The sequence below is a fragment of the Janthinobacterium rivuli genome (assembly GCF_029690045.1).
GTDB classification, from domain to species: Bacteria; Pseudomonadota; Gammaproteobacteria; order Burkholderiales; family Burkholderiaceae_D; genus Janthinobacterium; species Janthinobacterium rivuli.
Genome location: NZ_CP121464.1, coordinates 2,902,707 through 2,927,240 on the forward strand (window position 1 = coordinate 2,902,707; position 24,534 = coordinate 2,927,240).

The 24,534-nt window shown below is 62.8% G+C and carries 29 protein-coding genes; 8 read left to right on the plus strand and 21 right to left on the minus strand.

Going from position 1 to position 24,534, the window contains the following annotated elements; all coding sequences use genetic code 11:
* Window positions 1-52: 52 nt before the first annotated feature.
* Complete coding sequence (locus tag P9875_RS13330; protein ID WP_278318657.1) at window positions 53-1,108, minus strand: sulfate ABC transporter substrate-binding protein; 1,056 nt, start codon at window positions 1,106-1,108, stop codon at window positions 53-55.
* A 301-nt stretch (window positions 1,109-1,409) separates the two neighbouring features.
* Between P9875_RS13330 and P9875_RS13335 the strand changes: the two genes are divergently transcribed.
* Window positions 1,410-1,940 (plus strand): GNAT family N-acetyltransferase, encoded by a 531-nt coding sequence (locus P9875_RS13335; RefSeq protein ID WP_278318658.1) that lies wholly within the window; start codon window positions 1,410-1,412, stop codon window positions 1,938-1,940.
* A gap of 66 nt (window positions 1,941-2,006) precedes the next feature.
* Here P9875_RS13335 and P9875_RS13340 read toward each other — a convergent pair whose 3' ends face one another.
* The gene (locus tag P9875_RS13340) at window positions 2,007-2,813 is read right to left on the minus strand and encodes a class II glutamine amidotransferase (protein WP_423221852.1); all 807 of its coding nucleotides are present in this window, start codon (window positions 2,811-2,813) and stop codon (window positions 2,007-2,009) included.
* A 250-nt stretch (window positions 2,814-3,063) separates the two neighbouring features.
* Between P9875_RS13340 and P9875_RS13345 the strand changes: the two genes are divergently transcribed.
* Entirely contained in the window at window positions 3,064-3,900 is an 837-nt protein-coding gene (locus tag P9875_RS13345) for an EAL domain-containing protein (protein ID WP_278318660.1), read from the plus strand.
* A 99-nt stretch (window positions 3,901-3,999) separates the two neighbouring features.
* Window positions 4,000-4,749, plus strand: a complete 750-nt coding sequence (locus P9875_RS13350; RefSeq protein WP_374106421.1) for a YcbK family protein — start codon at window positions 4,000-4,002, stop codon at window positions 4,747-4,749.
* Between the two features lie 7 nt (window positions 4,750-4,756).
* Here the strand turns inward: P9875_RS13350 and P9875_RS13355 are convergent, their stop codons facing one another.
* Window positions 4,757-4,960: a DUF3460 family protein gene (locus P9875_RS13355; RefSeq protein ID WP_035817978.1), complete on the minus strand. Its 204-nt coding sequence runs from the start codon at window positions 4,958-4,960 to the stop codon at window positions 4,757-4,759.
* Between the two features lie 87 nt (window positions 4,961-5,047).
* On the opposite strand from P9875_RS13355, the gene P9875_RS13360 reads away from it, so the two are divergent.
* Entirely contained in the window at window positions 5,048-5,929 is an 882-nt protein-coding gene (locus tag P9875_RS13360; RefSeq protein WP_035826890.1) for a LysR family transcriptional regulator, read from the plus strand.
* Here the strand turns inward: P9875_RS13360 and P9875_RS13365 are convergent.
* Window positions 5,905-6,372 (minus strand): PACE efflux transporter, encoded by a 468-nt coding sequence (locus tag P9875_RS13365; protein ID WP_100872624.1) that lies wholly within the window; start codon window positions 6,370-6,372, stop codon window positions 5,905-5,907. The genes P9875_RS13360 and P9875_RS13365 overlap by 25 nt on opposite strands.
* A 182-nt stretch (window positions 6,373-6,554) precedes the next feature.
* Between P9875_RS13365 and P9875_RS13370 the strand changes: the two genes are divergently transcribed.
* From P9875_RS13370 to P9875_RS13380, 3 genes are all read left to right on the plus strand, one after another.
* Window positions 6,555-7,016 (plus strand): hypothetical protein, encoded by a 462-nt coding sequence (locus P9875_RS13370; protein ID WP_278318661.1) that lies wholly within the window; start codon window positions 6,555-6,557, stop codon window positions 7,014-7,016.
* Window positions 7,017-7,154: 138 nt separating this feature from the next.
* A complete protein-coding gene (locus P9875_RS13375; protein WP_278318662.1) occupies window positions 7,155-8,000 on the plus strand; it encodes a DUF5672 family protein in 846 nt (281 codons plus the stop codon).
* A gap of 127 nt (window positions 8,001-8,127) precedes the next feature.
* A complete protein-coding gene (locus P9875_RS13380; RefSeq protein ID WP_341353825.1) occupies window positions 8,128-10,302 on the plus strand; it encodes a putative bifunctional diguanylate cyclase/phosphodiesterase in 2,175 nt (724 codons plus the stop codon).
* Here P9875_RS13380 and P9875_RS13385 read toward each other — a convergent pair.
* The 12 genes from P9875_RS13385 to flgB all read right to left on the minus strand — a co-directional run bounded on the left by P9875_RS13385 (window position 10,299) and on the right by flgB (window position 20,194).
* A complete protein-coding gene (locus P9875_RS13385; protein WP_278318663.1) occupies window positions 10,299-11,342 on the minus strand; it encodes a hypothetical protein in 1,044 nt (347 codons plus the stop codon). The two genes, P9875_RS13380 and P9875_RS13385, sit on opposite strands and share 4 nt — an antisense overlap.
* A gap of 5 nt (window positions 11,343-11,347) precedes the next feature.
* Window positions 11,348-12,259, minus strand: a complete 912-nt coding sequence (gene flgL / locus P9875_RS13390; protein ID WP_278318664.1) for a flagellar hook-associated protein FlgL — start codon at window positions 12,257-12,259, stop codon at window positions 11,348-11,350.
* A gap of 10 nt (window positions 12,260-12,269) precedes the next feature.
* Window positions 12,270-13,640, minus strand: coding sequence for a flagellar hook-associated protein FlgK (gene flgK, locus P9875_RS13395; RefSeq protein WP_278318665.1), 1,371 nt, complete (start codon window positions 13,638-13,640; stop codon window positions 12,270-12,272).
* A gap of 81 nt (window positions 13,641-13,721) precedes the next feature.
* Window positions 13,722-14,114, minus strand: coding sequence for a rod-binding protein (locus P9875_RS13400; protein WP_278318666.1), 393 nt, complete (start codon window positions 14,112-14,114; stop codon window positions 13,722-13,724).
* Window positions 14,114-15,226 carry a flagellar basal body P-ring protein FlgI gene (locus P9875_RS13405; protein ID WP_278318667.1) on the minus strand — a complete coding sequence of 371 codons (1,113 nt, stop codon included), beginning with the start codon at window positions 15,224-15,226 and terminating at the stop codon, window positions 14,114-14,116. The genes P9875_RS13400 and P9875_RS13405 overlap by 1 nt, the downstream gene beginning before the upstream one ends.
* A gap of 9 nt (window positions 15,227-15,235) precedes the next feature.
* Entirely contained in the window at window positions 15,236-15,898 is a 663-nt protein-coding gene (flgH, locus tag P9875_RS13410; protein ID WP_278318668.1) for a flagellar basal body L-ring protein FlgH, read from the minus strand.
* Between the two features lie 11 nt (window positions 15,899-15,909).
* Window positions 15,910-16,698 (minus strand): flagellar basal-body rod protein FlgG, encoded by a 789-nt coding sequence (flgG, locus tag P9875_RS13415; protein WP_171985002.1) that lies wholly within the window; start codon window positions 16,696-16,698, stop codon window positions 15,910-15,912.
* A 32-nt stretch (window positions 16,699-16,730) separates the two neighbouring features.
* Window positions 16,731-17,459, minus strand: a complete 729-nt coding sequence (locus tag P9875_RS13420; protein WP_131685916.1) for a flagellar basal body rod protein FlgF — start codon at window positions 17,457-17,459, stop codon at window positions 16,731-16,733.
* Window positions 17,460-17,485: 26 nt separating this feature from the next.
* Entirely contained in the window at window positions 17,486-18,691 is a 1,206-nt protein-coding gene (locus P9875_RS13425) for a flagellar hook protein FlgE (RefSeq protein ID WP_278318669.1), read from the minus strand.
* Between the two features lie 58 nt (window positions 18,692-18,749).
* A complete protein-coding gene (locus P9875_RS13430) occupies window positions 18,750-19,403 on the minus strand; it encodes a flagellar hook capping FlgD N-terminal domain-containing protein (RefSeq protein WP_278318670.1) in 654 nt (217 codons plus the stop codon).
* Between the two features lie 3 nt (window positions 19,404-19,406).
* Window positions 19,407-19,823: a flagellar basal body rod protein FlgC gene (flgC, locus tag P9875_RS13435; protein WP_034757795.1), complete on the minus strand. Its 417-nt coding sequence runs from the start codon at window positions 19,821-19,823 to the stop codon at window positions 19,407-19,409.
* An 8-nt stretch (window positions 19,824-19,831) separates the two neighbouring features.
* Complete coding sequence (flgB, locus tag P9875_RS13440) at window positions 19,832-20,194, minus strand: flagellar basal body rod protein FlgB (protein WP_034758109.1); 363 nt, start codon at window positions 20,192-20,194, stop codon at window positions 19,832-19,834.
* Window positions 20,195-20,547: 353 nt separating this feature from the next.
* On the opposite strand from flgB, the gene flgA reads away from it, so the two are divergent.
* A complete protein-coding gene (gene flgA / locus P9875_RS13445; protein WP_235211642.1) occupies window positions 20,548-21,096 on the plus strand; it encodes a flagellar basal body P-ring formation chaperone FlgA in 549 nt (182 codons plus the stop codon).
* 6 nt (window positions 21,097-21,102) lie between these two features.
* Here flgA and P9875_RS13450 read toward each other — a convergent pair whose 3' ends face one another.
* From P9875_RS13450 to motA, 5 genes are read right to left on the minus strand one after another with little or no spacing between them, the layout of a single operon-like run.
* Entirely contained in the window at window positions 21,103-21,855 is a 753-nt protein-coding gene (locus tag P9875_RS13450) for a glycoside hydrolase family 73 protein (RefSeq protein ID WP_035818004.1), read from the minus strand.
* Window positions 21,842-22,282: a flagellar export chaperone FlgN gene (gene flgN / locus P9875_RS13455; RefSeq protein ID WP_081922385.1), complete on the minus strand. Its 441-nt coding sequence runs from the start codon at window positions 22,280-22,282 to the stop codon at window positions 21,842-21,844. The genes P9875_RS13450 and flgN overlap by 14 nt, the downstream gene beginning before the upstream one ends.
* A complete protein-coding gene (gene flgM, locus P9875_RS13460) occupies window positions 22,279-22,569 on the minus strand; it encodes a flagellar biosynthesis anti-sigma factor FlgM (RefSeq protein ID WP_034757812.1) in 291 nt (96 codons plus the stop codon). The genes flgN and flgM overlap by 4 nt, the downstream gene beginning before the upstream one ends.
* 16 nt (window positions 22,570-22,585) lie before the next feature.
* A complete protein-coding gene (locus P9875_RS13465; RefSeq protein ID WP_051958386.1) occupies window positions 22,586-23,647 on the minus strand; it encodes a flagellar motor protein MotB in 1,062 nt (353 codons plus the stop codon).
* Window positions 23,574-24,431 carry a flagellar motor stator protein MotA gene (gene motA, locus P9875_RS13470; RefSeq protein WP_269450144.1) on the minus strand — a complete coding sequence of 286 codons (858 nt, stop codon included), beginning with the start codon at window positions 24,429-24,431 and terminating at the stop codon, window positions 23,574-23,576. The genes P9875_RS13465 and motA overlap by 74 nt, the downstream gene beginning before the upstream one ends.
* Window positions 24,432-24,534: the final 103 nt, after the last annotated feature.

Below are 24,534 nucleotides of genomic sequence, written 5' to 3' on the forward strand. Positions count from 1 at the left end.
CAACTTTTGGGGTTCAGTTCACATGTCCCGGTTTTGAGCTGATGCGGCGAATTTACTTCTGATAAATCTTGTCGAACTCGCCGCCATCGTCAAAGTGTTTCTTTTGCGCCTGTTTCCAGCCGCCAAAGACGTCATCGATGGTGAACAGGGTGATCGGCTTGAAGCTGGCCGCGTATTTCTTGGCTACTGTTGCCGAACGGGGGCGCAAATAGTGCTTGGCGACCAGTTCCTGGCCTGCTTCCGAGTACAGGTATTGCAGGTAGGCCGTGGCTTCCTTGCGGACGCCGCGGCGGTCCACGACCTTGTCGACGACGGCCACCGGCGACTCGGCCAGGATCGAGATGCTTGGATACACCACTTCAAAGTTGTCGCCGAACTCGGCGCGCACCAGTTGCACTTCATTTTCAAACGTCACCAGCACGTCGCCGATTTCACGTTGCGTGAAGGTGGTGGTGGCGCCGCGGCCGCCGCCATCGAGCACGGGCACGTTCTTGAACAGCTTGGTGACGAGGTCGCGCGCCTGCGCTTCGCTGCCGCCTTTTTTCACGGCATAGCCCCAGGCCGCCAGGTAGGTGTAGCGGCCGTTGCCCGAGGTTTTCGGGTTTGGCACGATGACCTTGATGCCGGGCTTGGCCAGGTCGTCCCAATCCTTGATGTGTTTCGGGTTGCCTTTGCGCACCAGGTACACCATGGTCGAGTAGAACGGCGCCGCATTGTTCGGGAATTTCTTGGCCCAGTCGGCCACCACGAGGCCGCGGTCGACGAGGATGTCGATGTCATTGGCCTGATTCATCGTCACGACGGACGCTTCCAGGCCATCGGCGACGGAGCGCGCCTGCTTGCTGGAACCGCCGTGCGATTGCTTGATGGTAATCGTTTCGCCCGTTTTGGCTTTCCAATCAGCAATAAATGCTGGATTTACATCCTTGAATAGTTCGCGCATCACGTCGTAGGACGCGTTCAGCAAGACCACCGGTTCGGCGGCGCTGGCGGCCATCGGCAAGCTCATGGCGGCAGCGGAAGCGGCCAGGGCGCTGGCCAGGAACCAGCGGCGCGAGCGTTGGGTGAGCGCTGCTGCGGCAGTCGATACGGCGTTGGAATGGGTCATGTTGAACTCTTGTTGTGAGAATAGATAGACATAGTCTAAAATTCCGGCCGGAAAAGAAACGAATTTTTCGTAATATGCTTAGATTCGATTCCCGTTTGCGCTAAAAAACAGATATCGATTTCTGGAAACATTCGTGGGCAAGATGCGCATCAGCACTTAGTCTGCAGGCATCGCGCCATAGGCAAAACCGGCCCGTGGCGTGCGGCAAAAAACCCGAAAGCGCCGCTTGGTGTATAGTCGAATCGCACGATACAGGGGTAGAACCGTCTGCATCGGCAACTGGAATATTTTGTGAGCGTACATGAGTCTTGAAATTCGTATTGCAACATCGACCGACGCTTTCGAGGCGTGCAACGTATTACGACGCTCCATCGTCGAATGCTGCAGCCTCGATCATCGGGATGATCCGGCCATCCTGGAAGCCTGGCTGGGCAATAAAACACCGCAGATGGTGGCGTGCTGGTTCGCGTCGCCCACCAATTTTTCGCTGGTCGCAGTCGAGGCGGGAGCCGTGGTCGGCGTCGGCTTGCTGACGCGCGCCGGCAAGCTGGCCCTGTGCTACCTGTTGCCCGAGGCGCAAGGCCGCGGCGCCGGCAAGGCGCTGGTCGAGCAACTGGAAGCGCAGGCGCGCGAGTGGGGCATCAAGGCCCTGCAACTGCACAGCACGGCCAGCAGCCAGTCCTTTTTCGTCAAGCAGGGGTATATCGAGGCGGGCAATGTGCGTTCGCCGTATGGCGTGGAAACGATTTTTTGCTGGAAACAGATTGACCCCGCGGGTATCGCCAGCGGCGACCCCAAGCGCAAGCGCTTTTGCAACTGCAATTCGGCCTGACGCCTATCCTGCACTTTAGGCCGCCCATCCGGCGGCGGGCCATTTCCTCCCTTTGCATAATTCTCTTCAATAACTGATCTGGATATACACGCCTGGTTGCATGCCTTGTTGCGCGCTCTCGTTTGCCAGCAGCAAGGTGCCGCCGGCAAACAGTTTCAGTTCTCCCGGTGCGAACGCCAGCCACTCCTCGTTTTGCGTCAGCGGATGCGTGGCGATGACGGCGATGCGGTCGTCCAGGTGGTTGTGCTGGCGAAAGTCGATGCTGCGCTCGCAGTCGATCAGTTGCGCCACGGAAAACGGGTATTCGCGTATCACGTAGTGCAAATGCGTGGAACAGTGGGCAAACAGCAGTTCGCCGTCCGACAGGATGAAATTGAAGGTGCCGTGCGCAGCGATTTCCGTGGCGACCTCGGCGATGGCGGCGCGCAAGGCGGCGCGCGCGGGTTCACCCTGGGGAAACTGCGTGCGCAAGGTGGCCAGCAGGTGGCAAAAGGCCTGTTCGCTGTCCGTGTCGCCGCTGGCGCGGTAGTGCGCATTGGCGGGCGCGCACCACGTTTTCAAGTCGCCATTGTGGGCGAAGGACCAGGTCTTGCCCCACAGTTCGCGGGCGAACGGGTGGGTGTTTTCCGGGGCGATGCGGCCCTGCGTGGCCTTGCGGATGTGCGCGACGATGTTTTTCGCCTTCACAGGATGCCGCTGCACCTGGGCCGCCAGCGGTGAATCGATGGCAGCCAGGTGATCCGTCAGCAGGGTGCAGCCGCTACTGGAATGATAGGCGATGCCCCAGCCGTCGCGGTGCTCGTCCGTGCGTCCGCCCCGTTCGGCAAAGCCGGCAAAGGAGAAACCCAGCGCGGCCGGCTTGCTGCTGTTCATTGCGAGTAACTGGCACATGGCGGCCCTTCCTGATGGTATCGGTACATGAGCACAGTAAAGGCCGGGGCAGGTGGCTGGAAGGAATGTTTCCGAGTATCGTTATGCGCTGGCCGTCGCACCTCTTATGTGCTGGGCGCATATCAAATGGCGAAACCATTCGTTCTCCTTTGCCTGGCGCTGCCTTACTCTGCACACTTTGGCGCCGCCTTCCCCATGAGGGCAACTGGCGCAGCCCGATGAAGGAGCATGTATGCCATTTCCCGTCCTGAAAAATTACCTGGCCCGCCTGTCGCACCAAACCCAGGCCGGCACCAGCGTCTGGCTCGACGGGGAGGGCAGGGCGCTGGGGCGCTTTTTCAATTGCACCATGACCAGCGCTTTCCAGCCGCTGCGCGAACTGGACAGCGGCAAGCTGGTGGCGTTCGAAGGGCTGGCACGCAGCGTGTCGAAGGCGGACGAGGGCTTGTCGCTGTGGCGCTTGCTCGATCACGCGGCCAGCGACGATGAATCGGTGGAGCTGGACCGGCTGTGCCGCATGCTGCACGCGATCAATTTCTTCCGCCAGAGCGAAGCGGAGGAAGCCGACCTGTACCTGAACGTGCATGACCGCTTGCTGAGCGCCGTCAGCAGCAATCACGGCCACGCCTTTCAGCGCATCCTCGACGCGTTGGGTTTGCCCATCGAGCGCATCGTGCTGCAATTGCCGACGGTCACGCCGAACCAGGGCTGGCTGCTCAACTATGTGGCCGACAATTACCGGCGCAACGGTTTCCGCCTGGCCATCAATGTGGCCAGCGTGCAGGAGGCCACGGGCATGCTGGAGCGTTTGCACCCGCATGCGTTCAAGCTCGATGCGGGCAACCTCAGCGACGAGCAGGCCGTCGCCAGCTTCGTCACCGTGTGCCATGCGGCGAAAATCCGCGTCATTTTCAAACGCCTCGACACGCCGGCCGCGCTGGCTGCGCTGCAGCGCATCGCCGCCGCCACGGGCTTGCCCATCGTCGCCCAGGGTTATCTGCTCGACAAGCCATTGACGGCGCTGGCGCAGGCGAAAGGCGCGGGCGTCGCCGTTGCAGCTGCCGCCTGACGCAAAATGCCTTGAAATGAGGGCGACACGATAGGCATTGAGGGTTTTTCTTCGCGGCACAATACGCTATAGTATTCCCATCGTTATATTGGACTGACTATGGCATCGCGCAGAAATTTTCTACACCACGGTATGGGCCTGGCCGCGCTGGGCCTGGTTGCCACCCCGCTCATCGGCTGCGCCTCGCGCACGGCCGCTCCCGCCTCGGCTTCGGCCAGCGCCAAGCCGCGCGCGCCGCGCACGGCCGTGCCGCCGCAGCCGACGCAACTGGCCAGCATCGACCGCTCGGTCACCTCGCAGTCGCGCTCGGTCATCACCGAGATGGAACCGCCACCCGACATTTTTGATGCGCAAGCGCTGGACCTGGAATTCTGGCTCAAGCCCCGCACCCTGGAAGTGGTGCGCCCGGCCAGCAATGAAAAAGCCAAGCTGCTGTACTGGAAAGATGGCGAAGTCATCGATTCGGCCTACCAGGAACTGTGCCACTTGCTGCGCGACGTGAACGGCAAGAAGACGGCGCCCATCGACCCGAAACTGCTGGAAACCCTGTGGGGCACGCAAGCGTTCGTGGCCCGCTACGGCATCGAGCAGCCGCTGGAGATTTTGTCGGGCTACCGCACGGCCGAGTCGAACAGCCGCCTGCGCGAAGCGGGCGTACCGGCCGCGCGCCAGTCGCTGCACATCTCGGGCCGCGCCGCCGACATCCGCGTGGCGAACCTGAATGCAGAAGTGCTCGGTTCGCTCGTGCGCAGCTTCAAGCAGGGCGGCGTGGGCTTCTATTACCGCAACGGCCCGCGTGGCGGCTGGATCCATGCCGATACGGGATTGCAGCGCGTCTGGAAAGGCTAGGAGCTTTTTAGTCGTAATGGTAAGGCGGCTCCGGCACGCTATCGCGTTCGGTGCGCCGCCATTCATCGAAATTCACGGGGCGTTCCCAGTAAATGCGCCAGCCCAGGCGCTGGCTGGTTTGCGCTTCTGGATGGTCGCGCAGGTAGCCGTCGATAAAGCGCGTGAATTCCGAGACATAGCCGCCGCGGCGGTAGGGAAGTGGATGAGTCATGGCTCCTCCTGCTATCGAGATTTCTTTCATTCTATCGCCGGCGGCGCAAACGTGCCGCCCGCTTTCCGCTTCCCATTTTTCGATTCCATGAAACTCTCCAGCCATAACATCGAACTGTTCCTGGCCGTCGTCGACGGCGGCTCGTTCTCGGCCGCCGCGCGCGCCTTGCGGCGGGCGCCGTCGGCCGTCAGCATGGCGATGGCCAATATCGAGGCGGAACTGGGCATCACCCTGTTCGACCGCGGCGCGCGCGAAGCCGTGCCCACGCCGGCCGCCATGGCCCTGATACCGCATGCGCGCCTGATCGCCGAACAGTTGAAACAGTTGCACCTGCACGTGCAGGAATTGTCGCAGGGACTGGAAAGCCGCATTTCGCTGGGCATCGCGGCCGAGCTCGACCATACGCCCTTCCTGGCCGCCGTGCGCGCGCTGTCGCAGCGCCATCCGCTGCTTGACATCGAAGTGCTGACGGCGCCGCAGGATGATGTGCTCGACATGCTGCACCGGGGCCGCATCAGCGCCTGCATGGCGTTTGCTGGCGGACGCATCAATCACGAGGAGCAGTTCCAGCTGGTGGGCAGCGATGCCTTGCTGGCGATTATCTCGACCCAGCATCCGCCCAGCGCGGCGGGCCAGCCCTTGTATATCGAGGAATTGGTGAATTTGCGTCAGATCATCGTCGCCAGCCGCGAACTCGACCTGGCCGATGCGCGTCCCGTGGTCGGGCTGTCCTATTGGCGCACGGACAGCTTGCCGATGGCGCTGGCCATGGTGGAAGCGGGCTTGGGATGGGGCAACTTTGCGGCCTCGGCCATCCAGCATTCGCTGGCGGCGGGGCGGGTACGCTGCGTGGCGTTCAAGAATACGGGCAATGGCCTGGTCGTGCCCATCCACCTGGTGTGGATGAAGGACCGGCCGCTGGGCATGGCGGCGCGGTCCTTTCTTCAGTTACTCAGCGAAGCTGCCTGAACGTCGGGCGCCTCTTCCTTCGGCTGCTGCGCCGACAGGGGCACGCCGAATAAACCATCGAAGAAATAGTTAAAAATGAAGCTGTAGCACGGGATGATCAGCATCAGGGCGAAGTCCAGCACGAAGGCTTGCCACAGGCTGATGTCGAGCCACCAGGCGATCAGCGGAATCAGGTAGATGACCAAGGTGATCTGGAAGCCGATCGCGTGCAGGATGCGGCGCCAGACGGTGCGCGTGCGCGACACTTGCCGGATTTCCCAGTATTCGAAGGCCGTGTTGTAGAGCAGGTTCCAGATCACGGCGATGGTGGTGATCATGATGGCCAGCGGGCCCGTGCTGGTGGGCGACTCGCCCGAAAGCAGAGTCAGCCAAGCCGTGGAAATGGCCATGCCGATGATTTCAAAGGCGGTGACGTAGACGATTTTGCGTTTGATGCCTTGCATGTAAAGCCTGTAAAGAAGAGATGGTGCGTATTTTAAGTCAGGTATGTTGATCTTTAAAGTCGATAGCTGTCAGTTTTTCTGATGAATTCGCCATGGGAATACCATGCTTGCCATGAACGGTGGATAATGGCGACTGGCAGGCAACCGGTCCCGCCGCATCACCGCAGAAAAGGTCAACCAGCATGCAAGGCGCAGCAGACAGCAACATCCCCGACGTTCCCGACATTCCCGACACGCCGGCCAGTGCGGACGAACGTCCCCGTTTCCGCCCCCGTCCGTGGGAGCACCTGGAAACGCCGTACGACGTGGAAGTGTGGATCGAAGAACATAACCGCAGCATGCAGGACAATATCCGCGCCACGGAAACGGGCGTGGGCATCTGCTTCACCTTGGCCGAGGGCGGCGACATCTATATGCAGACAAGTGCCGACGGCGCCGTCGTGCTTGACGTGACGCCGGACGCGGCCTGGGTGTCTCCCCTGATCAGCGCGGCCACGGGCTGCGAGACGCCGGACTCGTCGCTGTGGATCTTGCCTGACGACAAATTGATCCAGCTGATCGTGGGGCTGTCGAGCCTGGTGGCCAGCACCTTGCTGGTGGTGGGCCATGATTTCGGCTTGCGCCGGCGCCGCATGGGCCGCTGAGCCGTTCGCGCGCCGATGGTGCCGGGAGGCCATGCCCCTTGTCCCGCTCCCGTTTGCGCTGTATCATGCGGGCGTTGCAAAATATGCCATGCCCGCGCCTGGTACGCCTTCCACCTGCACTCCGATGAAAAGCCTGTAATGCATAATGACAAACTGGACCTTCGCAACATCAGCCTGGTGTGCGTGGAAACGCGTTATCCCGAGCTGGCCAGCTTTGCCATCGAGCGCTGCCTGGCCGGCGCCGATTTCAAGGAATGCCTGCTGTTCACTTCCCGCCTGCATGATTTGCCCCCGCATATACGCCAGGTACTGATCGCCCCCATCGAGAGCGTGGAAGCGTATTCGGCATTCATGGTGCATGAGCTGGGCGCCCATTTCAGCGGCACGCATGTGCTCGTCATGCAGTGGGACAGTTTCATCGTCGATGCACGCCAATGGCAGAACGCTTTCCTGGACTGCGACTATATCGGTTCACCGTGGTCGCATCGCCCGGTGGCCGTCGGCAATGGCGGTTTTTCGCTGCGTTCGCGGCGCCTGTATGACGTCTTGCCGCAGCTGGCCATCACGCAACCCCATCCGGAGGATTATGCGATCTGCGAACTGCATGGCGACCGGCTGCGCCAGGAGTTTGGCGTGCGTTTCGCCGATGCTGGCCTGGCCTCCAGCTTTGCCTTCGAAGGCATTATGCCGGCCGGTCCCACGTTCGGTTTCCATGGTTTTTTCAACTTTGGCGAAGTGCTGGACGACACGGAACTGACCGACTACCTGCGCAAGTGCGACGATGCCACGCTGCATGCGCCAGTCGCGCGCGGGCTGATCAAGCAGTTGTATCGCTCCGGCCGCTACGGGATGGCGCTACGGGTATTGCGGCGGCGCCTCAACGGCGGCGCGTCGTTATTCGGCGATGCTTGCCTGCTTGCCTTGCGGACAGGCATGCACGCGCTCAAGCATGGCCGCTCGCGCCCGGCTTCGCCGCGCGCCTAGCCGTCCTGACGGCCGCCGCGTGCCGGAAGTGTCATGCCGGCATGCATCGCTCGACACTGCGCGTTGCGCATGCTAGTCTCGGGACAGCGTCCGCCTGATTGCCTGGGCGGTGGTGCAAAGGATAGCCATGGACAATACGCCGCATGCGGTCTCAGCTCCTGATTCCTCCCTGCATGGCCACGACCCCGTGCCGTGGCCAGCCATGTCTTTGCTTGACGATGGCGTCTTCAGCCCGGAACGGGTGAAGGCCGAACGCGAGCAAGCCTATTTCAACGATTTATACCTGCTGGCGCCCGTCGCCTATTTCGTGCTGGGCATCGATGGCGCGATCGTGCAGGTCAACCTGGTGGCGGCTGAATTGTTCGGCCTGGTGCGCGAGCGCCTTGGCCATGTGCTGTTCCGATCCTATGTGCATGAGGCGTTCCGCCACGATTTCGAGCAGTTCGTGCAGCGCGTGCTCAATAGCAGCGAGCCCGAGCGCATCCAGCTGCAGGTACGGCTGCGTCCGCCGTGTACCGGCGCGCGCGAGGCCGGCTTGCCCGTCAGCCTGCTGGGCAGCGCCGATCCGAACGGTCAGGCGCTACGCTTGGTGCTGGAGCAGGCCGAGGGCAAGCTGGCCGCGCTCGAACGCAGCGAAGAGCGCTTCCGGCGCATCGTGCACAGCGCCGAGGAGGGTATCTGGGAAATCGATGCGCAGGCGCTGACCAGCTTTGTCAATCCGAAGATGGCACAGATGCTCGGTTGCCGGATCGAGGATATGCTGGGCCAGCCGCTGGCCGCCTTCATGGATGACGAGGGGCGCGCCATCCTGGAGCGCAACATCGCGCGGCGCCAGGATGGCATCGTCGAGCGCCACGAATTCAAGTTCCAGCGGCGTGACGGCAGCACCTTGTGGGCCACCCTGGCCACCAATCCCATCTTCGACTCCTGCGGCACCTATTTGGGCGCGCTGGCGCTGGTCAGCGACATCACGGCGCAGCGCGCGGCGTCCGAGCGCATCTGGCGGCAAGCCAATTTCGATCCCTTGACGGGATTACCGAACCGCCACATGTTCCTCGACCGCTTGCAACATGAGGCGCGGCACGCCAAACGGGAGGGCGCTTGCCTGGCCCTGCTGTTCATCGACCTCGACCATTTCAAGCAGGTGAATGACCGCCTCGGCCACGAGAAGGGCGACATGCTGCTGCGCCAGGCGGCGCTGCGCATCAGCGCGCATGTTCGCGCCACCGATACGGTGGCGCGCCTGGGCGGCGACGAGTTCACCGTCATCCTCGCCGGCGTGGGGCAGCTGGGCGGCATCGAACGCGTGCTGCAGGACTTGACGACGGCGCTGGCCCTGCCGTTCGTGCTCGACGGCGATACGGCGCAAGTGTCGGCCAGCGTGGGCGTGGCCCTGTATCCGGCCGACGCGGAGGCGCCGGACAGCTTGCTGCGGCATGCCGACCAGGCCATGTATGCGGCCAAGAGCGCGGGGCGCAACGGCTACAGCTATTTCACGCCGGCCTTGCAGCAGGCGGCCGATCTGCGCCGCGCCACGGTGCGCGAGATGCGCCTGGCGCTGGCGCAGGATCAGTTTGAAGTGCATTACCAGCCCATCATCCGCCTGTGCGATGGCACGATTGAGCGGGCCGAGGCGCTGTTGCGCTGGCGCCATCCGCTGCGCGGCTTGCTCGTGCCCGCCGATTTCATCGCCTTTGCCGAGGCCAACGGCCTGATCATCGATATCGGCGAGTGGGTGTTTCGCCAGGTCGTACGCCAGGCGCGCCAGTGGCAGGACGAGCATGGCGCCATGTTCCAGGTATGTATCAACAAGTCGGCCGTGGAATTTCGCTGCGACGCCGCGCTGTACCAGGATTGGGGCAACGCCCTGGCGCGGGCGGGCCTGGCGCCGGGCGCCATCGTCATCGAAACAACGGAAGCCGTGCTGCTCGACGAGGCGCGCCAGGTGATCGACCGCTTGCGCCAGTTCCGCGCCATGGGCCTGGCGCTGGCGCTCGACGACTTTGGCGTCGGCAACATCTCGCTGGCCTGCCTGAAGCGGGGCGATCTCGAAGTGCTCAAGCTCGACTCCTCGCTGGTGCGGGATCTGGGGCCGGGAGACGCTGCGCTGGCCGTATGCGCGGCCATCATCAGTCTGGCGCAGCAGCTGGGCCTGACAGTGGTGGCGGAAGGCGTGGAGACGGCCACGCAGCGTGACTTGCTGCGGGCCGCCGGTTGCGATTATGCGCAGGGTTATGTATTTTCAGGCGCGGTGCCTGTCGAGCAGCTGAGCGCAATGCTGGCCGCGGGCCGGCGTTTTTAATCCAGGCCCAGCAGGGCGACGACTCGCTCGCGGCTGATGCCGACCAGCGCCGAGCTGATCGCCAGCAGCGACTCATAGCCGGGCTGGCTGGCCTTTTCCGTGAAGTTTTCCGCCAGGGTATCCATGCTGACGTGCACTTGTACCGGTTGCGCGCGGGCCACCCGTCCCGTCGCCTGCGCCAGGGCCAGGCTGACGGAGCTGCGCGCCGCCTGCAACTGCGCCAGCGCCTGCACCACTTGCTGCAAGGTGGCGCGCAGGGCTTCCGTGTCGCCGGTATGCCATTCTTCCGGGGCGATGGCGGCCGGTTCCGCATCTGTGCGCACGCGGCTCATCTGGCCGGTCGGGTAGCGGATGCCGCTGCCGCGCACGGACAGGCTGTCGCGCACGTTGGTCCAGGCCGCTTCCGATGTGCTGAACACCAGTTCGCCATTTTCGCCCAGCTTGACGCCGATGCCGGACGGCATCAGTGCGCGGTCGAAGCGCGAGACGATTTCATTCTGGCTTAGGCCAGGTTCGATATTCACCGAGCGCAAGGCCTGGTTCGCGCCGCCGACGGAAAAGGCCAGCACTTCCTGCGGGCCTTCCTGCAGGCTGGCCATGGTCAGGCCGCGGATGCTGAAGTTCTGCTGCGCCGCTTGCGGGCTGGTATAGCTGAGCTGTGCGTCGAGCGTGCCGCCCGAGGCGCTGGCGCGCTGGCGCCATGTATTGCTGAACTGGCGTACTCTGGCCTCGACTTGCCCTTCGCGGCCCTGGCGTGCGGCCAGCTTGGCCGCCAGTTCGCTTTTCAGTGCCTGCAACTGGCTGCTGCTGCGTTCCAGATAGTCGAGGGTTTGTTGCGCGTTAGAAATTTCCCCCTGCAACTGGTGATCCCAGTTGCTCAGGCCACGCTGCAGGTTCGCCGTTGAACTCCTCGCTGCAGGCGCCTCGCTGCGCGCGCTGGCGCTGCCTTTGACCGCGGCGGACGCGTCATCGACGACGCGCGCGGTGCCGGCGCCTTTGGCATTGACGCCGGAAGAGGAGGAGGTCTGAACGATTTGCATGATGGTCAGAGAAGATCAAACAGGGAAATGGTGCCAACTTTGGCGTAGGCTTTATAGGTTGCCTGCAGGGCCGTCTGGTAGCCGGTCAGTTCAATGGCGGCCGCGCCCATGTCGGTCTTCTTCAGATCGGACAACGCCATGTCGTTCGACAGCGATACATTGGCCAGGTTGCCGGAGAGCGTGGTGAGGATGTTTTGCGCGCCGCCAAAGATGGCGATCTTGCCGGAAAGTAAATCCATGCCGTCATCGGTGCCATCGAGCGCTGCACCCACCACGCTGCGCACGGCTGGGTCGTTCGGACTGACGCCAGGCTTGCTCAGCGTGTCGATGGCCTGGTCGATCTTGTTCAGCCACACTTGCAGCTTGTCCACGTCGACGTTGGCCGCCTGCGTCACGCCATTGCCCACCACCACGGTTTGCGTGGCGGTGTTGCCGTTGTAAGTGTAGCGCAAGCCGGGATTCGCAGCGGGATCGAAAGCGATGGCCGGCTTGTCGGTATCCGTGCCGGAAAACATGTAGCGGCCTTCCTGGTCCTTCAGGTTGGCCGTGTACAGCACGCTGTCGCGCATGGCGATCAGCGATTGCGTCATCGCATTCAGGTCGTCCGGCGCATTGCTGCCGTCGGCGGCCCACACCAGCAGGTCGCGCACCTGGCCCATGTCGGTGACCATGCTCGACAGGTAGTTTTCATTCTTCAGCAGGCGCACTTTGACCGTGGCGATATTGTCCTGGTATTGCGTGACCATGGCTTGCTCGCGCGTCAGGCGCGAAATGCGCACGTTGCCGATCGGATCGTCCGATGGCAGCTGGATGCGCAAGCCCGACGACATTTGCTGGGTCAGGTAATTGATGCGTTCCTGATTTTGCTGAAGAGAAATATTAATCAGCGATTGATACTGGCTGCTGGCGACACGCATGCTCTTCTCCTTAACCCATCATTTGCAAAGTGGCATCAAACAAGGTATTCGCCACGGAAATGACTTTCATGTTTGCCTGGTACATATTCTGGAATTCGACCAGGTTCATCGCTTCCTCGTCCTTGTTCACGCCGCTGGTGGACTTCCAGTCGTCGATGGCTTGCGCGCGCACCGTGTTGGACGTCTTCAGCAGGGCCTGGTTCTGCTGGCTGTAGATAGCCAGCTTGCCGACCAGCTGCGTATCCGCATCGCTCATCAGGACCGCGCCCACCCAGCTCACATTGATCGATTGATTCTTGATATCGATCAATTTCTGCAAGTTGCCGCTGTCGCCGGCCGCGCCCGTCAGCGACAGGGCCAGGTCCTTGGCGTTAAAGCCGGGAGTAATGCTCAGCTTGCCATTCGCGTAGGCCAGCAAGGGGGTGCCGTTATTGCCAGGAGGCGGGGCCATGGTCGTGCCCAGTGCCAGCTGTGCGTTGACCTTGCTGGTCAACTGGGTGGCCATGTCTTGCAGCGACTGTTGCAGCGGTTTCAGGGTATTTCTCTCGAATTCGCCCAGGCCGCCCATCTGGCCGCCGATGGTGACCAGATCGAGGGTGTACGACGACTTGGCGAAATCAAGGCTCAGGGTTTGCTCGCCCGTGTTCGTCATGTTGCTGGTCAAGGTGCCGGCCAGACTGCCGATGACCAGCGGCTGGCCCGACTTCAGCGAGATATTGCGCGAGCCGTCTGGCTGGTCGAGGACGTCGATGCCCATTTGCGCGGCCAGGCCATCGATCAGCTGGTCGCGCGCATCCATCAGCGATGACACGTTCGTGCCCGAGGCCGCGGAGGTGCTGATGCGCTGGTTCAGTGCGGCGATATTGGCCAGCGTGGTATTGGCTTGCGGCACGATCGCTGCGCGTTGTTGCTGCAGCGACAGCAATTGGTTGCCCATCACGGTGCTGATGCTGTTGAAGCGCTGCGACATGGCGTCGGCCGAGGTGATGATCTGCTGGCGCAGCGGCGTCGAGGTCGGGTCGACGGCCGAGGCATTGAGCGCGGCGAAAAAGCCGTCGATGCCGTTGCTGATGCTGGAGGCATCGTCGCCCATCACGCGCTCGAGCTGAGTCAGGTAAGGCTGGGTCTGCGAACGGGCGCCCTGGTCGGACGCGGCACGCCACATTTGCTGGCTTTTATAAGCATCGGCAAAGCGCAGCAGGGCGGACACTTCCACGCCATTGCCGGCCGAGCGCACGCCGGCGGTGGCGCCAAGCGAAGACAACAGCACGCCTTGACGGGTGTAGCCCGCCGTTTGCAGGTTGGCGATGTTCTGGCTGGCCGCATTGAGTGCGGCCTGGGCGGCGATGCTGCCTGACAATGCATTGCTGATGATGCTCATTGGGCAAGTTTCTTTCGTGAAGAGTGTGGCGCGTGCGGGTGGGCAGGCCTTGAATCGTTGTTACCTTGTACAGGCGACGCTTCAGACGGTTTTATTAAGCGGCGCTGCAATATTGTCGGTCTTGACAGTGCTTTTGGCTGCCACGGGCGCGCTGGCCGCCGGCAGCAACTGGCGCAGGATGGCGTCGGCGATGCCGAAGGCGCGCTGGCCGGCCATCTTGTCCGCTACCAGGTTGTCGGCCATTTCCAGCATGTCGCTGTTGACGGGGTCCTTGAAGACGCTGTCTTCGCCGGCCATCTCGCGCGTGCCCGAGCGCATCTGGCGCAGCATGTGCGAGATGAAGAAGGCTTCGAACTTGACGGCCGCCTCGGTGGCCTTGGCCGCATAGCGGGGATCGGCCGGCGTGGCCGCCGCAGGGGATTTGTCGTCGAGCGCCGAGGGCAGGGCGCTGCTGCTGTCGTTGATATTGAGCATCAAATCACCACCAGTTCGCCTTCGATGGCCCCGGCTTGATCCAGGGCTTGCAGAATTGCCATGATGTCATCGGGCGAAGCGCCCAGGCTGTTGACCACGTCGATGATCGATTGCAGCTTGGCGCCGGCCGGCCATTTGAACATATTGCCGTTGCCCTGGTCGACCGACACTTTGGATTGCGGCGTGACGGTGGTCTGGCCGCGGCCGAACGGCGCCGGCTGGCTCACTGCCGAGCTTTCGGAAATGACGACCTTGAGCGAGCCGTGCGTGACGGCGGCCGCCTTCACGCGCAAGCCTTCGGCGATGACGACGGTGCCGGTGCGGGAATTGAAGACCACTTTCGGCGTATCGACGCCCACATCGACGGACAGCGCTTCCAGTTTGGCCATGAAGGCCACACGCTGGGTCGGGTTTTCCGGCGCCAGCACTTCCACGCTGGTGGCGTCGCGCGTGGTGGCGACGGCGCCAAAGCGGCGGTTGACGGCTTCGACGATATTGATGGCCGTCTCGAAATGCGGGTGGCGCAAGTTCAGGGTGACGGTCGGTTTGGTCGAGAAATCGCTGAGGATTTCGCGCTCGATGTTGGCGCCGTTGGGAATGCGGCCCGAGGTGGGCGTGTTGACGGTGACGGACGAGCCACTCTTGCCGGTGGCGTTCAAGCCGCCGACGACGACGTTGCCTTGCGCCAGCGCATACGTTTCATTGTCGGCCGCGCGCAATTGCGTCAGCAACAAGGTGCCGCCGCGCAAGCTTTTCGCATCGCCCAAGGACGACACGGTGACGTCGATAGCCTGGCCACGGCGGTATCCTGGTGGAAACACGGCGCTGACCATGACGGTGGCGACGTTCTTGCTTTTCGCTTCGGCGCCGTCCGGCATTTTGACGCCGAACTGCTTGAGCATGTTGACCACGGACTGGCTGGAAAACTTCACCTGGGTGGTGTCGCCGCTGCCGTTCAGGCCCACGACGAGGCCGTAGCCGACCAGCGGGTTGTCGCGCACGCCCTCGATACTGACCAGGTTGCGCAGTACTTGCGCGGCGCTGGCGGGCAGGGCAAAGCCGGAGACCATGGCCAGCATGGCTGCCAGGGGCAGGGCGGAACGAAATTTCATGAGCTCACCTTAAAACGGCATCCATGGGCCGACGAAGAAGCGCGTCAGCCAGCCTGGTGTATTGGCTTCGGCCAGGGTGCCCTGGCCGGAGTAGGCGATCTGTGCATTGGCGATGCGCAAGGACGAGACCTGGTTGTTGGAATCGATATCGGCGGCGCGCAGGTAGCCGCGCAGGCGCACGAATTCCTCGCCCTGGTTCAGGGTCAGGGTTTTCTCGCCCTGTACGCGCAGCAAGCCGTTCGGCAGCACTTCCTGCACGATCACGGTGATGGCGCCAGACAGCGCATTTTGCTGCGTGCTGGTCGAGTCGCCGGCGAAGTTGCGGTCGGCCGACAGGTCGATACCGGTCTTGGGGAGGGTCTTGCCGAGGATGTTGGCCGCCTTCACGCCGACGGACGAACCCTTGTTGAACGAAGTGCCCGCCTTTTTGCTGGCCTGCGTGGTTTCCTGCAAGGCCACCGTGACGACGTCCCCGACGCGGAAGGCGCGGCTGTCCGAGATCAGGTCCAGGCCTGCGTCGGGATTGAAAACGCCGCCGCCCACGCCGCCGCGCGCAGCGCTGCGCGGCGCCACGGGCAGCGGCGTATCGGAAAAGCTGGGCGCCACCGGCGCGGCCGGCTGGCTGGCGCAACCGGCCATCAACACCAGCAGCATGGCTGCCGTGGCTTTCATGGCGACTGTCATCAGCGTGCCGCTTGCGCCAGGTATTGCAGCATATTATCGGCGGCCGACAGCACCTTGGTGTTCATTTCATAGGTGCGCTGGGCAGCGATCATGTCAACCATCTCTTCAACCACCTGCACGTTCGAGCCTTCCAGCGCGAACTGTTTCAGCTTGCCCAGTGCGCCTTCGCCAGGACGGCCTTCCGTTGGCGTGCCGCTCGATGCCGTTTCCTGGAACAGGTTTTCACCAAGTGCCAGCAGGCCGGTCGGGTTGACGAAGCTGGAGAGGTTCAGCTGGCCCAGCTGGGTGCCGTTGACATTGCCCGGCACGGTGGCCGTGACCATGCCGTTTTCGCCGATGGTGATCGCCGTGGCGTTGTTCGGCACGGTGATTTGCGGCACCAGGGGCAAGCCCTGGGCGTTGACCATCACGCCGTTTTCATTGATGCCCAGCTGGCCGGCGCGCGTGTAGGCTGCCTCGCCGTTCGGGCGCAGCACTTGCAGGAAACCGTTGCCGGTGATGGCGACGTCGAATTCGCGGCTGGTCGTTTGCAGGCTGCCGGTGGTAAACACCTTTTGCGTGCCGACCATGTGGGTACCGTTACCCAGCTGTACGCCCGAGGGCGAGAGGGTGTTGTCGGCGCGCTGCGTGCCCGGCTGCTGCTCGACCTGGTAAAACAGGTCTTCGAAGACGACGCGGTCGCGCTTGAAGCCGACGGTGTTGACGTTGGCCAGGTTATTCGCGATGGCTTGCAGTTTGGCATCTTGTGCCTGCACGCCGGTCTTGCTGATCCACATTGCTGGATTCATGGTTTACTCCTGATAATTGGTTGGCGTTGGGCTTAAGCGCCCAGCAGGCGGTTACCGGATTCCGTCATGGAATCGCTGGCCTTGAAAATTTTCATCTGCATCTCGAAACTGCGGTTCAGGCTCATGGTGGCGACCATTTCCTCGACGGCCGAGACGTTGCTGCCTTCCAGGTGGCGGTCGCGGATGCGTACCGTCGGATCGGCTTGCAAGTCTTCGCCGCCGCGCGCCACGATCAGGCCCGCTTCGTTCTTGGTCAGCTCGCCCGCTTCCGCGTTGACCAGCTTGAGCTTGTCGACCGTCTGCATCTGCGCGGTGCCCGGCACCTGGATGGAAATCGTGCCATCGCCGCCGATCGACAGGCTGGTGTGTTCGGGTATCGTGATCGGTCCGCCTTCGCCCAGCACGGGCCGGCCGTTGATGGTCAGCGCGCCCGTTTCATCGAGGTCCATGGCGCCGGCGCGCGTGTAGGCTTCGCCGTTTTGCCACTGCACCGCAAGAAAGCCGGGGCCCGTGACGGCCACGTCGAGTTCGCGTCCCGTTTCCTTGATGGCACCCGTGCGCGTACCGATGGCGCTCGACTGCGTCTGCGTCATGTGGCGGTCGTCGTAGCCATAGCCGTTCTGCAACGGCTGGGCGGTGGACACCTCGAGGTTGGCGCGAAAGCCGCCCGTCTCGATGTTGGCCAGGTTGTTGGCGTGTACCTGCTGTGCCCGCAGGGCACGGTCGGCCCCGCTCATGGCGGTATAAATCAGCGCATCCATTGCTCTTTACCTTTGCGTGGTGGCGATTACAACGCTTGCATCAGCGATTGCAGCATGGCGTTCTCGGTCGAGATGACCTTCGAGTTCGCCTGGTAGTTGCGCTGCGACGTCATCAGGCCCACCAGTTCGGAGGTGATGTCGACGTTCGACTGTTCCAGCGAGCTCGTCACCAGTTTGCCGGCCATGCCGACGCCCGGGCGGTCATAGATGGCGGTGCCGGAGGTGGTCGAGGCGACCCAGCTGGTATCGTTGACGGCCGTCAGCGCGCCTTCGTCGGGGAAGGTGGCCAGGGCGATCACGCCGATGCTTTGCTTCTGGCCGTTCGTGTATTTTGCCACGACGGAGCCGTCATCGGCCAGTTCCACGCCCGTGTAGGTGCCCGAAGCATAGCCGTCGGCGCGGTCGGTCGAGGTGGTCGATTCGCCCGCGAACTGGGTCGTGCCTGTGTAGTCGATGGCGATCGACAGCGGCGCGGCGCCGGTCGGCGTGCCCAGCGCCAGCGTGACCGGCGCGGTCATCGTCAGCTTGCCGGAGGTGTTGAAGGCCATGTTCGTCACCAGCGCCGGCGCTGGTGCCGGCCCTGGCAATGTCACATCGACGTTGTCCAGGGTGTAGTGCACGTCGACGCCCGCTGCCGTCTTGACGAAGTACTGGCCCAGCGAGTGCTTGGCGCCCAGCGAATCGTAGATGATCGAGGACTTGGCGCTGTTGTAGCTCAGTTCGTTGGTCTTGTCGAAGGGTACGGCCTTGATGGGCCATTCGGACGACATGTTGGCGGCATACGCCAGCTTGGTCGATGCCACTGCGGGAATCTGGCCCGTCGGAATGAGCATGTCGCCCAAGGTGCCCAGCGTGGTGCTGCCCTTGACGGCGGCATAGCCTTGCACCAGGCGGCCGTTCGAGTCGATCAGCTTGCCGTCATTGCTGGCCGAAAAGATGCCGACCCGGCTGTAGCTCATGGTGTTTTGCGCATCGCGCGCGACGAAATAGCCGCGGCCATCGATGGCCGCGTCGAGCGCGCGGCCCGTGTTCAGCACGCCGCCATTGAGCGACATGCTTTGCGTAATCGAGCCGATTTCCGTGCCCGTGGCGCGCGAACCGGCGTACATGGCCGAAAAGTTGGCGCGGCTGCTCTTGAAGCCGTAGGTGCCGGCGTTGGCGATATTGTTACTGGTGCTGTTCAACTGTTGGTTGATGGACTGGATACCGGACAGGGCGATGTCGAAACTCATGTTGACTTCCTTTAGTGAAGGACGAGATTAGTGTGCAGGGAGCGAAGGGGCGGGCGGATCAGGCCGTCTTGCCGTTAAAGCCGGTGATCGCGCCAGGGTTGACTTCGCCCAGGTTCGACACGCTCAGTATCATGCTGCCGCCGGACGACAGGCGCACGCTGTTGAGTTTGCCTGCGATGTCGACCGATGGCTTTTCGGTGCCGCTGGTGCTGACCTTCATGCTGTAGGTGCCAGCAGGCAAGCCCAAGGCCACGGGATCGATGGTGAACGGCACCGTGCCTGGCGCTTTGGCGCCCAGTTCGATCTTGTATTCCTTGTCGTCCAGCCCTTTCAGGGTGACGGTGGTCTTGGTGGTGCTGGCGGCCAGCGCGATGGTGCCGCTGACCTTGCTCTTGTCGAGCTGCACCGTTTCACTGTTGACCATGACTTCCGAGCCCACTTGCGCGCCCAGGGCCAGCACTTGCATCGATTGCAGCACACTGGCATTGGCGCTGGTCAGCGCCGACAGGTTTTGCATCGCTTCCGTTTGCGCCTGCTGCGTCAATTGATTGACGAACTGGCTCGGATCGGTTGGCGCGAGGGGATCCTGGTTCTTGATCTGCGCGACCAGCAATTTGGTGAACATATCCTGGGTGGCATTGCTTTGCGACTTGACGGCATTGTTATTGCTGCCGCTGCCGTTGGTGTTGTTTGTAAAGAGATTGGTTTCCATGGATTATGCTTCACCTAATTTGAGGAGCGATTGCTGCATCGACTTGATGCGGCCCAGAACTTCGACATTGGTTTCAAAGGCGCGCGACGCCGACATCATGTCGGTCATCTCGGCCACCTGATTGACGTTGGGGTAGAACACCATGCCGTCGGCATTGGCCATCGGGTGGCCTGGCTCATACACTTTGCGCAGCGGCTCGTCGCTTTGCACCACGTCGAGGACCTGTACCCGTCCACCGGCGCCGCTGGCGCCGGGGCCGTCCATCACGGCCGCAAACACGGGTTTGCGGGCGCGGTAGGTTTCGCCTTCGGAACCGGCAACGGAATCGGCATTGGCCAGGTTGCTGGCGATGGTATTGAGGCGCACGGTTTGCGCCGCCATCGCCGAACCGGCGATCTTGGAAATATCCTGGAAGCTCATGCTGATCCTTATTGTCCGGAAATGGCCTTGGACAGACCCTTCAGTTTCATGTTGACGAAAGTGAGGCTGGTCTGGAAGTCGGTGGCATTCTGCGAGAACGCCGCCTGCTCGACGCCGATTTCGACGGTGTTGCCGTCGCGGCTAGGGTGGTAGGGGACGCGGTACAGGGCGCTGGCATCGTCATCGGTCGACAGCAGGCCGGCCTCGTTGTCCTGCAACTGCTGCAGGGCGCTGCCGAAATCCATGTCCATGGCCTGGAAGCCGGGCGTGTTTTCATTGGCGATGTTGGCGGCCAGTACGCGTGTACGGTCGGCACGCAGCGCAAGTGCATCGGCGTGCACGCCCAGCGCATCCTTGAAATTAATCCCCATGGTCATCCTTTGTGTTGAATTCGTTCGTGCTTTTTGCGGTTCGGGCTAGAAAACAGGTAGTGCAGAGGTAAAATCCCAGCCAGGTCATGTTGACGCATGGTAAGGTCATGCCGCTTCAGTATCTTTGATTAAGGTTAGCAATGATTTACTTTGAGAACTATTCCGTGATGTGGAACAAGGCGCAATGTCGTCACCTACTGTTGCCAAGCCTATTTTTACTGACCAGCCTATATAGTAGTGCAGGACGCGCAGAATTGCCAGCCGACAATATATTTTCGCGTGTGGAACAATTGGCGCGGGAGCAATTAACACGGCAAGCAGCCGCGGCGGGGCTGCTGGAACCGCAGTTCCAGGTGACCGTGGTAAAAAGCACGCGCCCCGTGCCGGCGTGCGCGGCGCCCGTCGCGCTGGAAACGGCGGACAGCCGTTCGGCGCAGCGCATGCGCTTTGTGGCGGTGTGTCCTGGAAGCAACGGTTGGCGCTATGAAATGCTGGCGCGCGGCAGCATCACGGCCCAGGTGGCCGTCACCACCGTCCCCGTGACGGCGAATACGCCGTTGCAAGCGGGCGATGTGACCCTGGCGCGGCGCGACGTGACGATGGTGCCTGACAGTATTGCTTCCCTGCCCGGCGCCGTCGGTCTGTCGAGTAGGCGCAGCTTGCGTGCCGGCGAAGTGTTGCGAGAGGGACAACTGGCGTCGCCCGTGTTGATCAAGCGGGGCAGTGCGGTGAATATCGTGGCGCGCAAGGAGCAGGTGGAAGTGAGCATGGCCGGCGAAGCGATGGATCCGGGCGCGCTGGGCGAGGTGATTCGCGTGCGCAACGCCACCAGCGGCACGGTGATACGTGCCAGGGTGGTCGATGCGGGCGTCGTGGAACCGGCCGATATTCCCGGCCGTTAAGGAGTATCAGTCTGCGGCGGCCGTGCGCTGCAGACGTGTCGCCAGCTGCGTCAGCTTGGCGGCGTAGTTGGGATCGGTGGCGTAGCCGCCACGGGCCAGGCCTTGCGCGAACGCGCCCGCGTCGGCACCCGTGTTCAGGGCGGCGCGGTAGCGCGGGTTGTCGAGCAATACCTGCGCATAGTCGCGGAAGGCGCTGGCCTGGTCCGGGTAGCTGCGGAAACGCTCGGTTTTTTTCAGGGCCGTGCCGCTGCCCGCCTCGTATTCGGTGGTGACATTGCTGGCCACGTCGCCCTGCCATTTGCCGCCGGCCTTGATGCCGAACAGATTATTCGTGTCCGCACCCGTGCCCTGGCGCAGCGGACGCTGGCCCCAGCCCGATTCCAGCGCCGCGTGGGCGGCGACGATTTCCGGCGCCACGCCCAGGCGGGCGCCCGTTTCTTGCGTCCATGGCTTGATCGAGGCGAGGAATTGCTGCTGCGTTTCGCCGATCTCGCCGCCCTGGCTGATGCTGCCCAGCACATTGACGGGCTGGCTTTGCTCCAGGTAGGCGCGGCCTTGCGGGTTCAGGCTGGTGGCGTTGCCGCCGCCCTGTTCGATGAAGCGGGCCACTTCGCCCTGTACTTGCCGGAACACGCTGCTGAAGTTGCCGCTGGAGCCCGTGGCGTCGGTGGCGCGCATATTGCTTTGCACGGCGGATGTGGCTGCCGTCGATGGCGTTGCCGCCGTGGCGCGGGTGGTCAGGAAATCAGCCTGGCGCATAGGTATCTTCCTCGCCATGCAGCACGCGCTGCATGATGCTGTACTGCTCTGTTAATAAATCGCTGTTGCGGGCGTTCAGGCGCTTGCATTCAAGCACCATCTGCTCGAGCGCGGCCCAGTCGCGCTCGGCGGTGGTGCGCGCGCTTTCTTGCAACAACGCAAACAATTGTGGCATATCGCCTTGCGGCCCCAGCAGGGCAGTGACGAGGCTGACCCGCTGGCGGCGGCGCGCATCGAGCGGCTCGACGGCGGCGATGACCTGGTCGGCCAGTGCCGTCAGCTGCGCGCTCTGGTGGTGCAGGGTGGCCTGGAATTGCTCTTCCAATAAGGTGTGCAGGGCGGCATAGCCGGCGCGGTCGTCCGCCATGCCTTGCAGTACGCGGCGCATGGCTTCCTGGCGCGTGATGCCCTTGCGTGGCGCGGTCACGATTCGCCGCCGTGGAAACGCTGGATCAGGCCTGCCAGTTTCGACGGATCGAACGGCAATTCACCCTTGGCCAGCGCATCGCGCAGCATGGCCACGCGCTCATGGTCGATCTCGGGCATGGCGCGCAGGGCGGCCATGGCCGGTTGCAGCACGGCCGATTGCAGTTCCGCCCCGGCCGAGGAGCCGCCCATGGCGCCAGCGGCGCCCGCGTTCTCGGCGATCGCCTCGGCTGGCGCGACGGCGCTGCTGCGTACGGCAGCGCCGGTATTGCCGGAGGAGATTTTCATACGTTGTCCCTTGCCCTTAATTTGCATGCTCATCCCGCTCCTTCTTGGCGGGCAGGCCCAGTTTCTCGCGCAGGCGCTGCAAGGTGCCCGAGTCCGGTTCGCCCACTTGCAACTCTTCGCCCTGCGCCTTTTGTCCGGCCATGCCGAACATGGCGGCGATGCTGTCAGCCTGGCCACGCGTCAATATTAACAGTTCGATGCGGCGGTTGATGCCGGCGCTGGCATTTTTCACGTCCAGCGGCGCGCGGTCGGCCATGCCGACTACTTGCAGCACGCTGTCAGGACTCATGCTGCCGATCAACAATTGCGCGCGCGCCGACATGGCGCGGTTGGCCGACAGGGTCCAGTTCGAAAAGCCTTCATAGCCGGTATTGGCGTATTGCATCGAATCGGTGTGGCCGACGATCAGCATCTGGTTTTCCATCTGGGCAAACACGGGGCCCATCTGGCGCAGCAGCTTGCGGAAACGGTCGGTCGGCACGGCGCTGCCGCGCACGAACATGCCTTGCTTGTCCGTATCGTGCAGCATGACGCGCAAGCCGTACGGCGTGATCACCGACTGCAGGTTGCTCTTCAATCCCGCTTCGTCGCTGAGCTTGTCGAGCGCGCGCGACAGGGACAGCAAGTCTTCCGGCGACTGGTAGCTGACCTTGGTCTGATTCGGCGGGGCGGAGCCAGCCTTGCCATCCTGCATCTGCTTGCCTTCCGTGCGCGTGTCGCCCGTGCCCTTGCGGGGCATGGGGAAGCGCTCGATCAGGCTGCCGCGCGGGCCGCCTTTCTGTTCCGGCATGACGCCCTGGCCTTCGCCCTGGCGGCTGCCTGCCGACGCATCCATCATGATTTCCTTCATCGCCTGCTGCTCGCGCGCGGCCATCAGCCACAGCACGAGGAAGAGCGACAGCAGGGCCAGGCAAAAGTCGGCGAACGCTACTTTCCAGGCGCCGCCATGGCCATCGTCGTCGTGCTTGCGTCCCGCACGCTTGATGATGGCCTGTTCATGTTTCTCATGCGGCTTTAGCACGGCGGCCTCCCCGGCCTTGGCCTTGCTCTTGTTCGGCGCCGCCATCTTCCAGCGCATTGATCCAGCTTTCCAGCTGGGCGAAGCTCGGCTTGATGTTCAGCTGCACCAGACGGCGGCCCGCATCAATGGCCAGCAGGGGCGGCTTGCCCGCCACGTGCGTGACCAGCACGACCTTCACGCATTCCATGGTCGAGCCTTCCTCGCCCACCAATTGCTTCATCATGTTGCACATCGGATCGAGCACGCCGTAGCAAAAGAAGATGCCGATGAAGGTACCGACCATGGCGGCGCCCACTTTTTCCGAAATTTCCGCCGCATCGGCGCCGTCGGCCACGGAATTCATGGCCATCACGATGCCGAGAACGGCGGCCAGGATACCGAAACCGGGCATGGCTTCGGCGATCTTGTGCAAGGATTTCGACGGTTGCAGCAATTCGTCGTGGATGGCTTCCAGTTCCTGCTCCAGCACGCCTTCGAGTTCGTGCGCGTTGATCTTGCCCATCGCCATCAAGCGGAAGTTGTCGACGATGAAGGCCAGCAGCTTTGGCTCTTCCAGCACCAGCGGATAGCGCTGGAACAGGGCGCTTTCGCGCGGTGCCTCGACGTGGGCGTCGAGCGCCTTCAGGCCGCCGGCGGCCGTTTGCAGCAGTTCATACATCAGCAGCAGCAACTGGCGCTGGAATTCCGAGCCTTGCTTCTTGTGCGTGACGATCTTGCGCATCTGGTGCAGCATTTCACCGAGTACATGCTTGGGGTTGCCCAGCACCAGCGCGCCGACGGCGGCGCCGATGATGATGATCAACTCGACCGGTTGCCAGATCGCGTGGACGGTGCCGCCCATCAGGGCGAAGCCTCCGAATACACACCCCATCACGATTAAGATACCGATAATTACCATGTCAACTGCCTTTCTGCGTCATTGTGCTGCGTCAATTTGATGGGTG

Excerpts from the sequence above, each read along its gene's own strand:
- P9875_RS13330 (WP_278318657.1), bottom strand. The coding sequence starts at position 1,108 with ATGACCCATTCCAACGCCGTATCGACTGCCGCAGCAGCGCTCACCCAA.
- P9875_RS13335 (WP_278318658.1), top strand. The coding sequence starts at position 1,410 with ATGAGTCTTGAAATTCGTATTGCAACATCGACCGACGCTTTCGAGGCG.
- P9875_RS13340 (WP_423221852.1), bottom strand. The coding sequence starts at position 2,813 with ATGAACAGCAGCAAGCCGGCCGCGCTGGGTTTCTCCTTTGCCGGCTTT.
- P9875_RS13345 (WP_278318660.1), top strand. The coding sequence starts at position 3,064 with ATGCCATTTCCCGTCCTGAAAAATTACCTGGCCCGCCTGTCGCACCAA.
- P9875_RS13350 (WP_374106421.1), top strand. The coding sequence starts at position 4,000 with ATGGCATCGCGCAGAAATTTTCTACACCACGGTATGGGCCTGGCCGCG.
- P9875_RS13355 (WP_035817978.1), bottom strand. The coding sequence starts at position 4,960 with ATGACTCATCCACTTCCCTACCGCCGCGGCGGCTATGTCTCGGAATTC.
- P9875_RS13360 (WP_035826890.1), top strand. The coding sequence starts at position 5,048 with ATGAAACTCTCCAGCCATAACATCGAACTGTTCCTGGCCGTCGTCGAC.
- P9875_RS13365 (WP_100872624.1), bottom strand. The coding sequence starts at position 6,372 with ATGCAAGGCATCAAACGCAAAATCGTCTACGTCACCGCCTTTGAAATC.
- P9875_RS13370 (WP_278318661.1), top strand. The coding sequence starts at position 6,555 with ATGCAAGGCGCAGCAGACAGCAACATCCCCGACGTTCCCGACATTCCC.
- P9875_RS13375 (WP_278318662.1), top strand. The coding sequence starts at position 7,155 with ATGCATAATGACAAACTGGACCTTCGCAACATCAGCCTGGTGTGCGTG.
- P9875_RS13380 (WP_341353825.1), top strand. The coding sequence starts at position 8,128 with ATGGACAATACGCCGCATGCGGTCTCAGCTCCTGATTCCTCCCTGCAT.
- P9875_RS13385 (WP_278318663.1), bottom strand. The coding sequence starts at position 11,342 with ATGCAAATCGTTCAGACCTCCTCCTCTTCCGGCGTCAATGCCAAAGGC.
- flgL (WP_278318664.1), bottom strand. The coding sequence starts at position 12,259 with ATGCGTGTCGCCAGCAGCCAGTATCAATCGCTGATTAATATTTCTCTT.
- flgK (WP_278318665.1), bottom strand. The coding sequence starts at position 13,640 with ATGAGCATCATCAGCAATGCATTGTCAGGCAGCATCGCCGCCCAGGCC.
- P9875_RS13400 (WP_278318666.1), bottom strand. The coding sequence starts at position 14,114 with ATGCTCAATATCAACGACAGCAGCAGCGCCCTGCCCTCGGCGCTCGAC.
- P9875_RS13405 (WP_278318667.1), bottom strand. The coding sequence starts at position 15,226 with ATGAAATTTCGTTCCGCCCTGCCCCTGGCAGCCATGCTGGCCATGGTC.
- flgH (WP_278318668.1), bottom strand. The coding sequence starts at position 15,898 with ATGAAAGCCACGGCAGCCATGCTGCTGGTGTTGATGGCCGGTTGCGCC.
- flgG (WP_171985002.1), bottom strand. The coding sequence starts at position 16,698 with ATGAATCCAGCAATGTGGATCAGCAAGACCGGCGTGCAGGCACAAGAT.
- P9875_RS13420 (WP_131685916.1), bottom strand. The coding sequence starts at position 17,459 with ATGGATGCGCTGATTTATACCGCCATGAGCGGGGCCGACCGTGCCCTG.
- P9875_RS13425 (WP_278318669.1), bottom strand. The coding sequence starts at position 18,691 with ATGAGTTTCGACATCGCCCTGTCCGGTATCCAGTCCATCAACCAACAG.
- P9875_RS13430 (WP_278318670.1), bottom strand. The coding sequence starts at position 19,403 with ATGGAAACCAATCTCTTTACAAACAACACCAACGGCAGCGGCAGCAAT.
- flgC (WP_034757795.1), bottom strand. The coding sequence starts at position 19,823 with ATGAGCTTCCAGGATATTTCCAAGATCGCCGGTTCGGCGATGGCGGCG.
- flgB (WP_034758109.1), bottom strand. The coding sequence starts at position 20,194 with ATGGGGATTAATTTCAAGGATGCGCTGGGCGTGCACGCCGATGCACTT.
- P9875_RS13450 (WP_035818004.1), bottom strand. The coding sequence starts at position 21,855 with ATGCGCCAGGCTGATTTCCTGACCACCCGCGCCACGGCGGCAACGCCA.
- flgM (WP_034757812.1), bottom strand. The coding sequence starts at position 22,569 with ATGAAAATCTCCTCCGGCAATACCGGCGCTGCCGTACGCAGCAGCGCC.
- P9875_RS13465 (WP_051958386.1), bottom strand. The coding sequence starts at position 23,647 with ATGCGCTGGAAGATGGCGGCGCCGAACAAGAGCAAGGCCAAGGCCGGG.
- motA (WP_269450144.1), bottom strand. The coding sequence starts at position 24,431 with ATGGGCGGCACCGTCCACGCGATCTGGCAACCGGTCGAGTTGATCATC.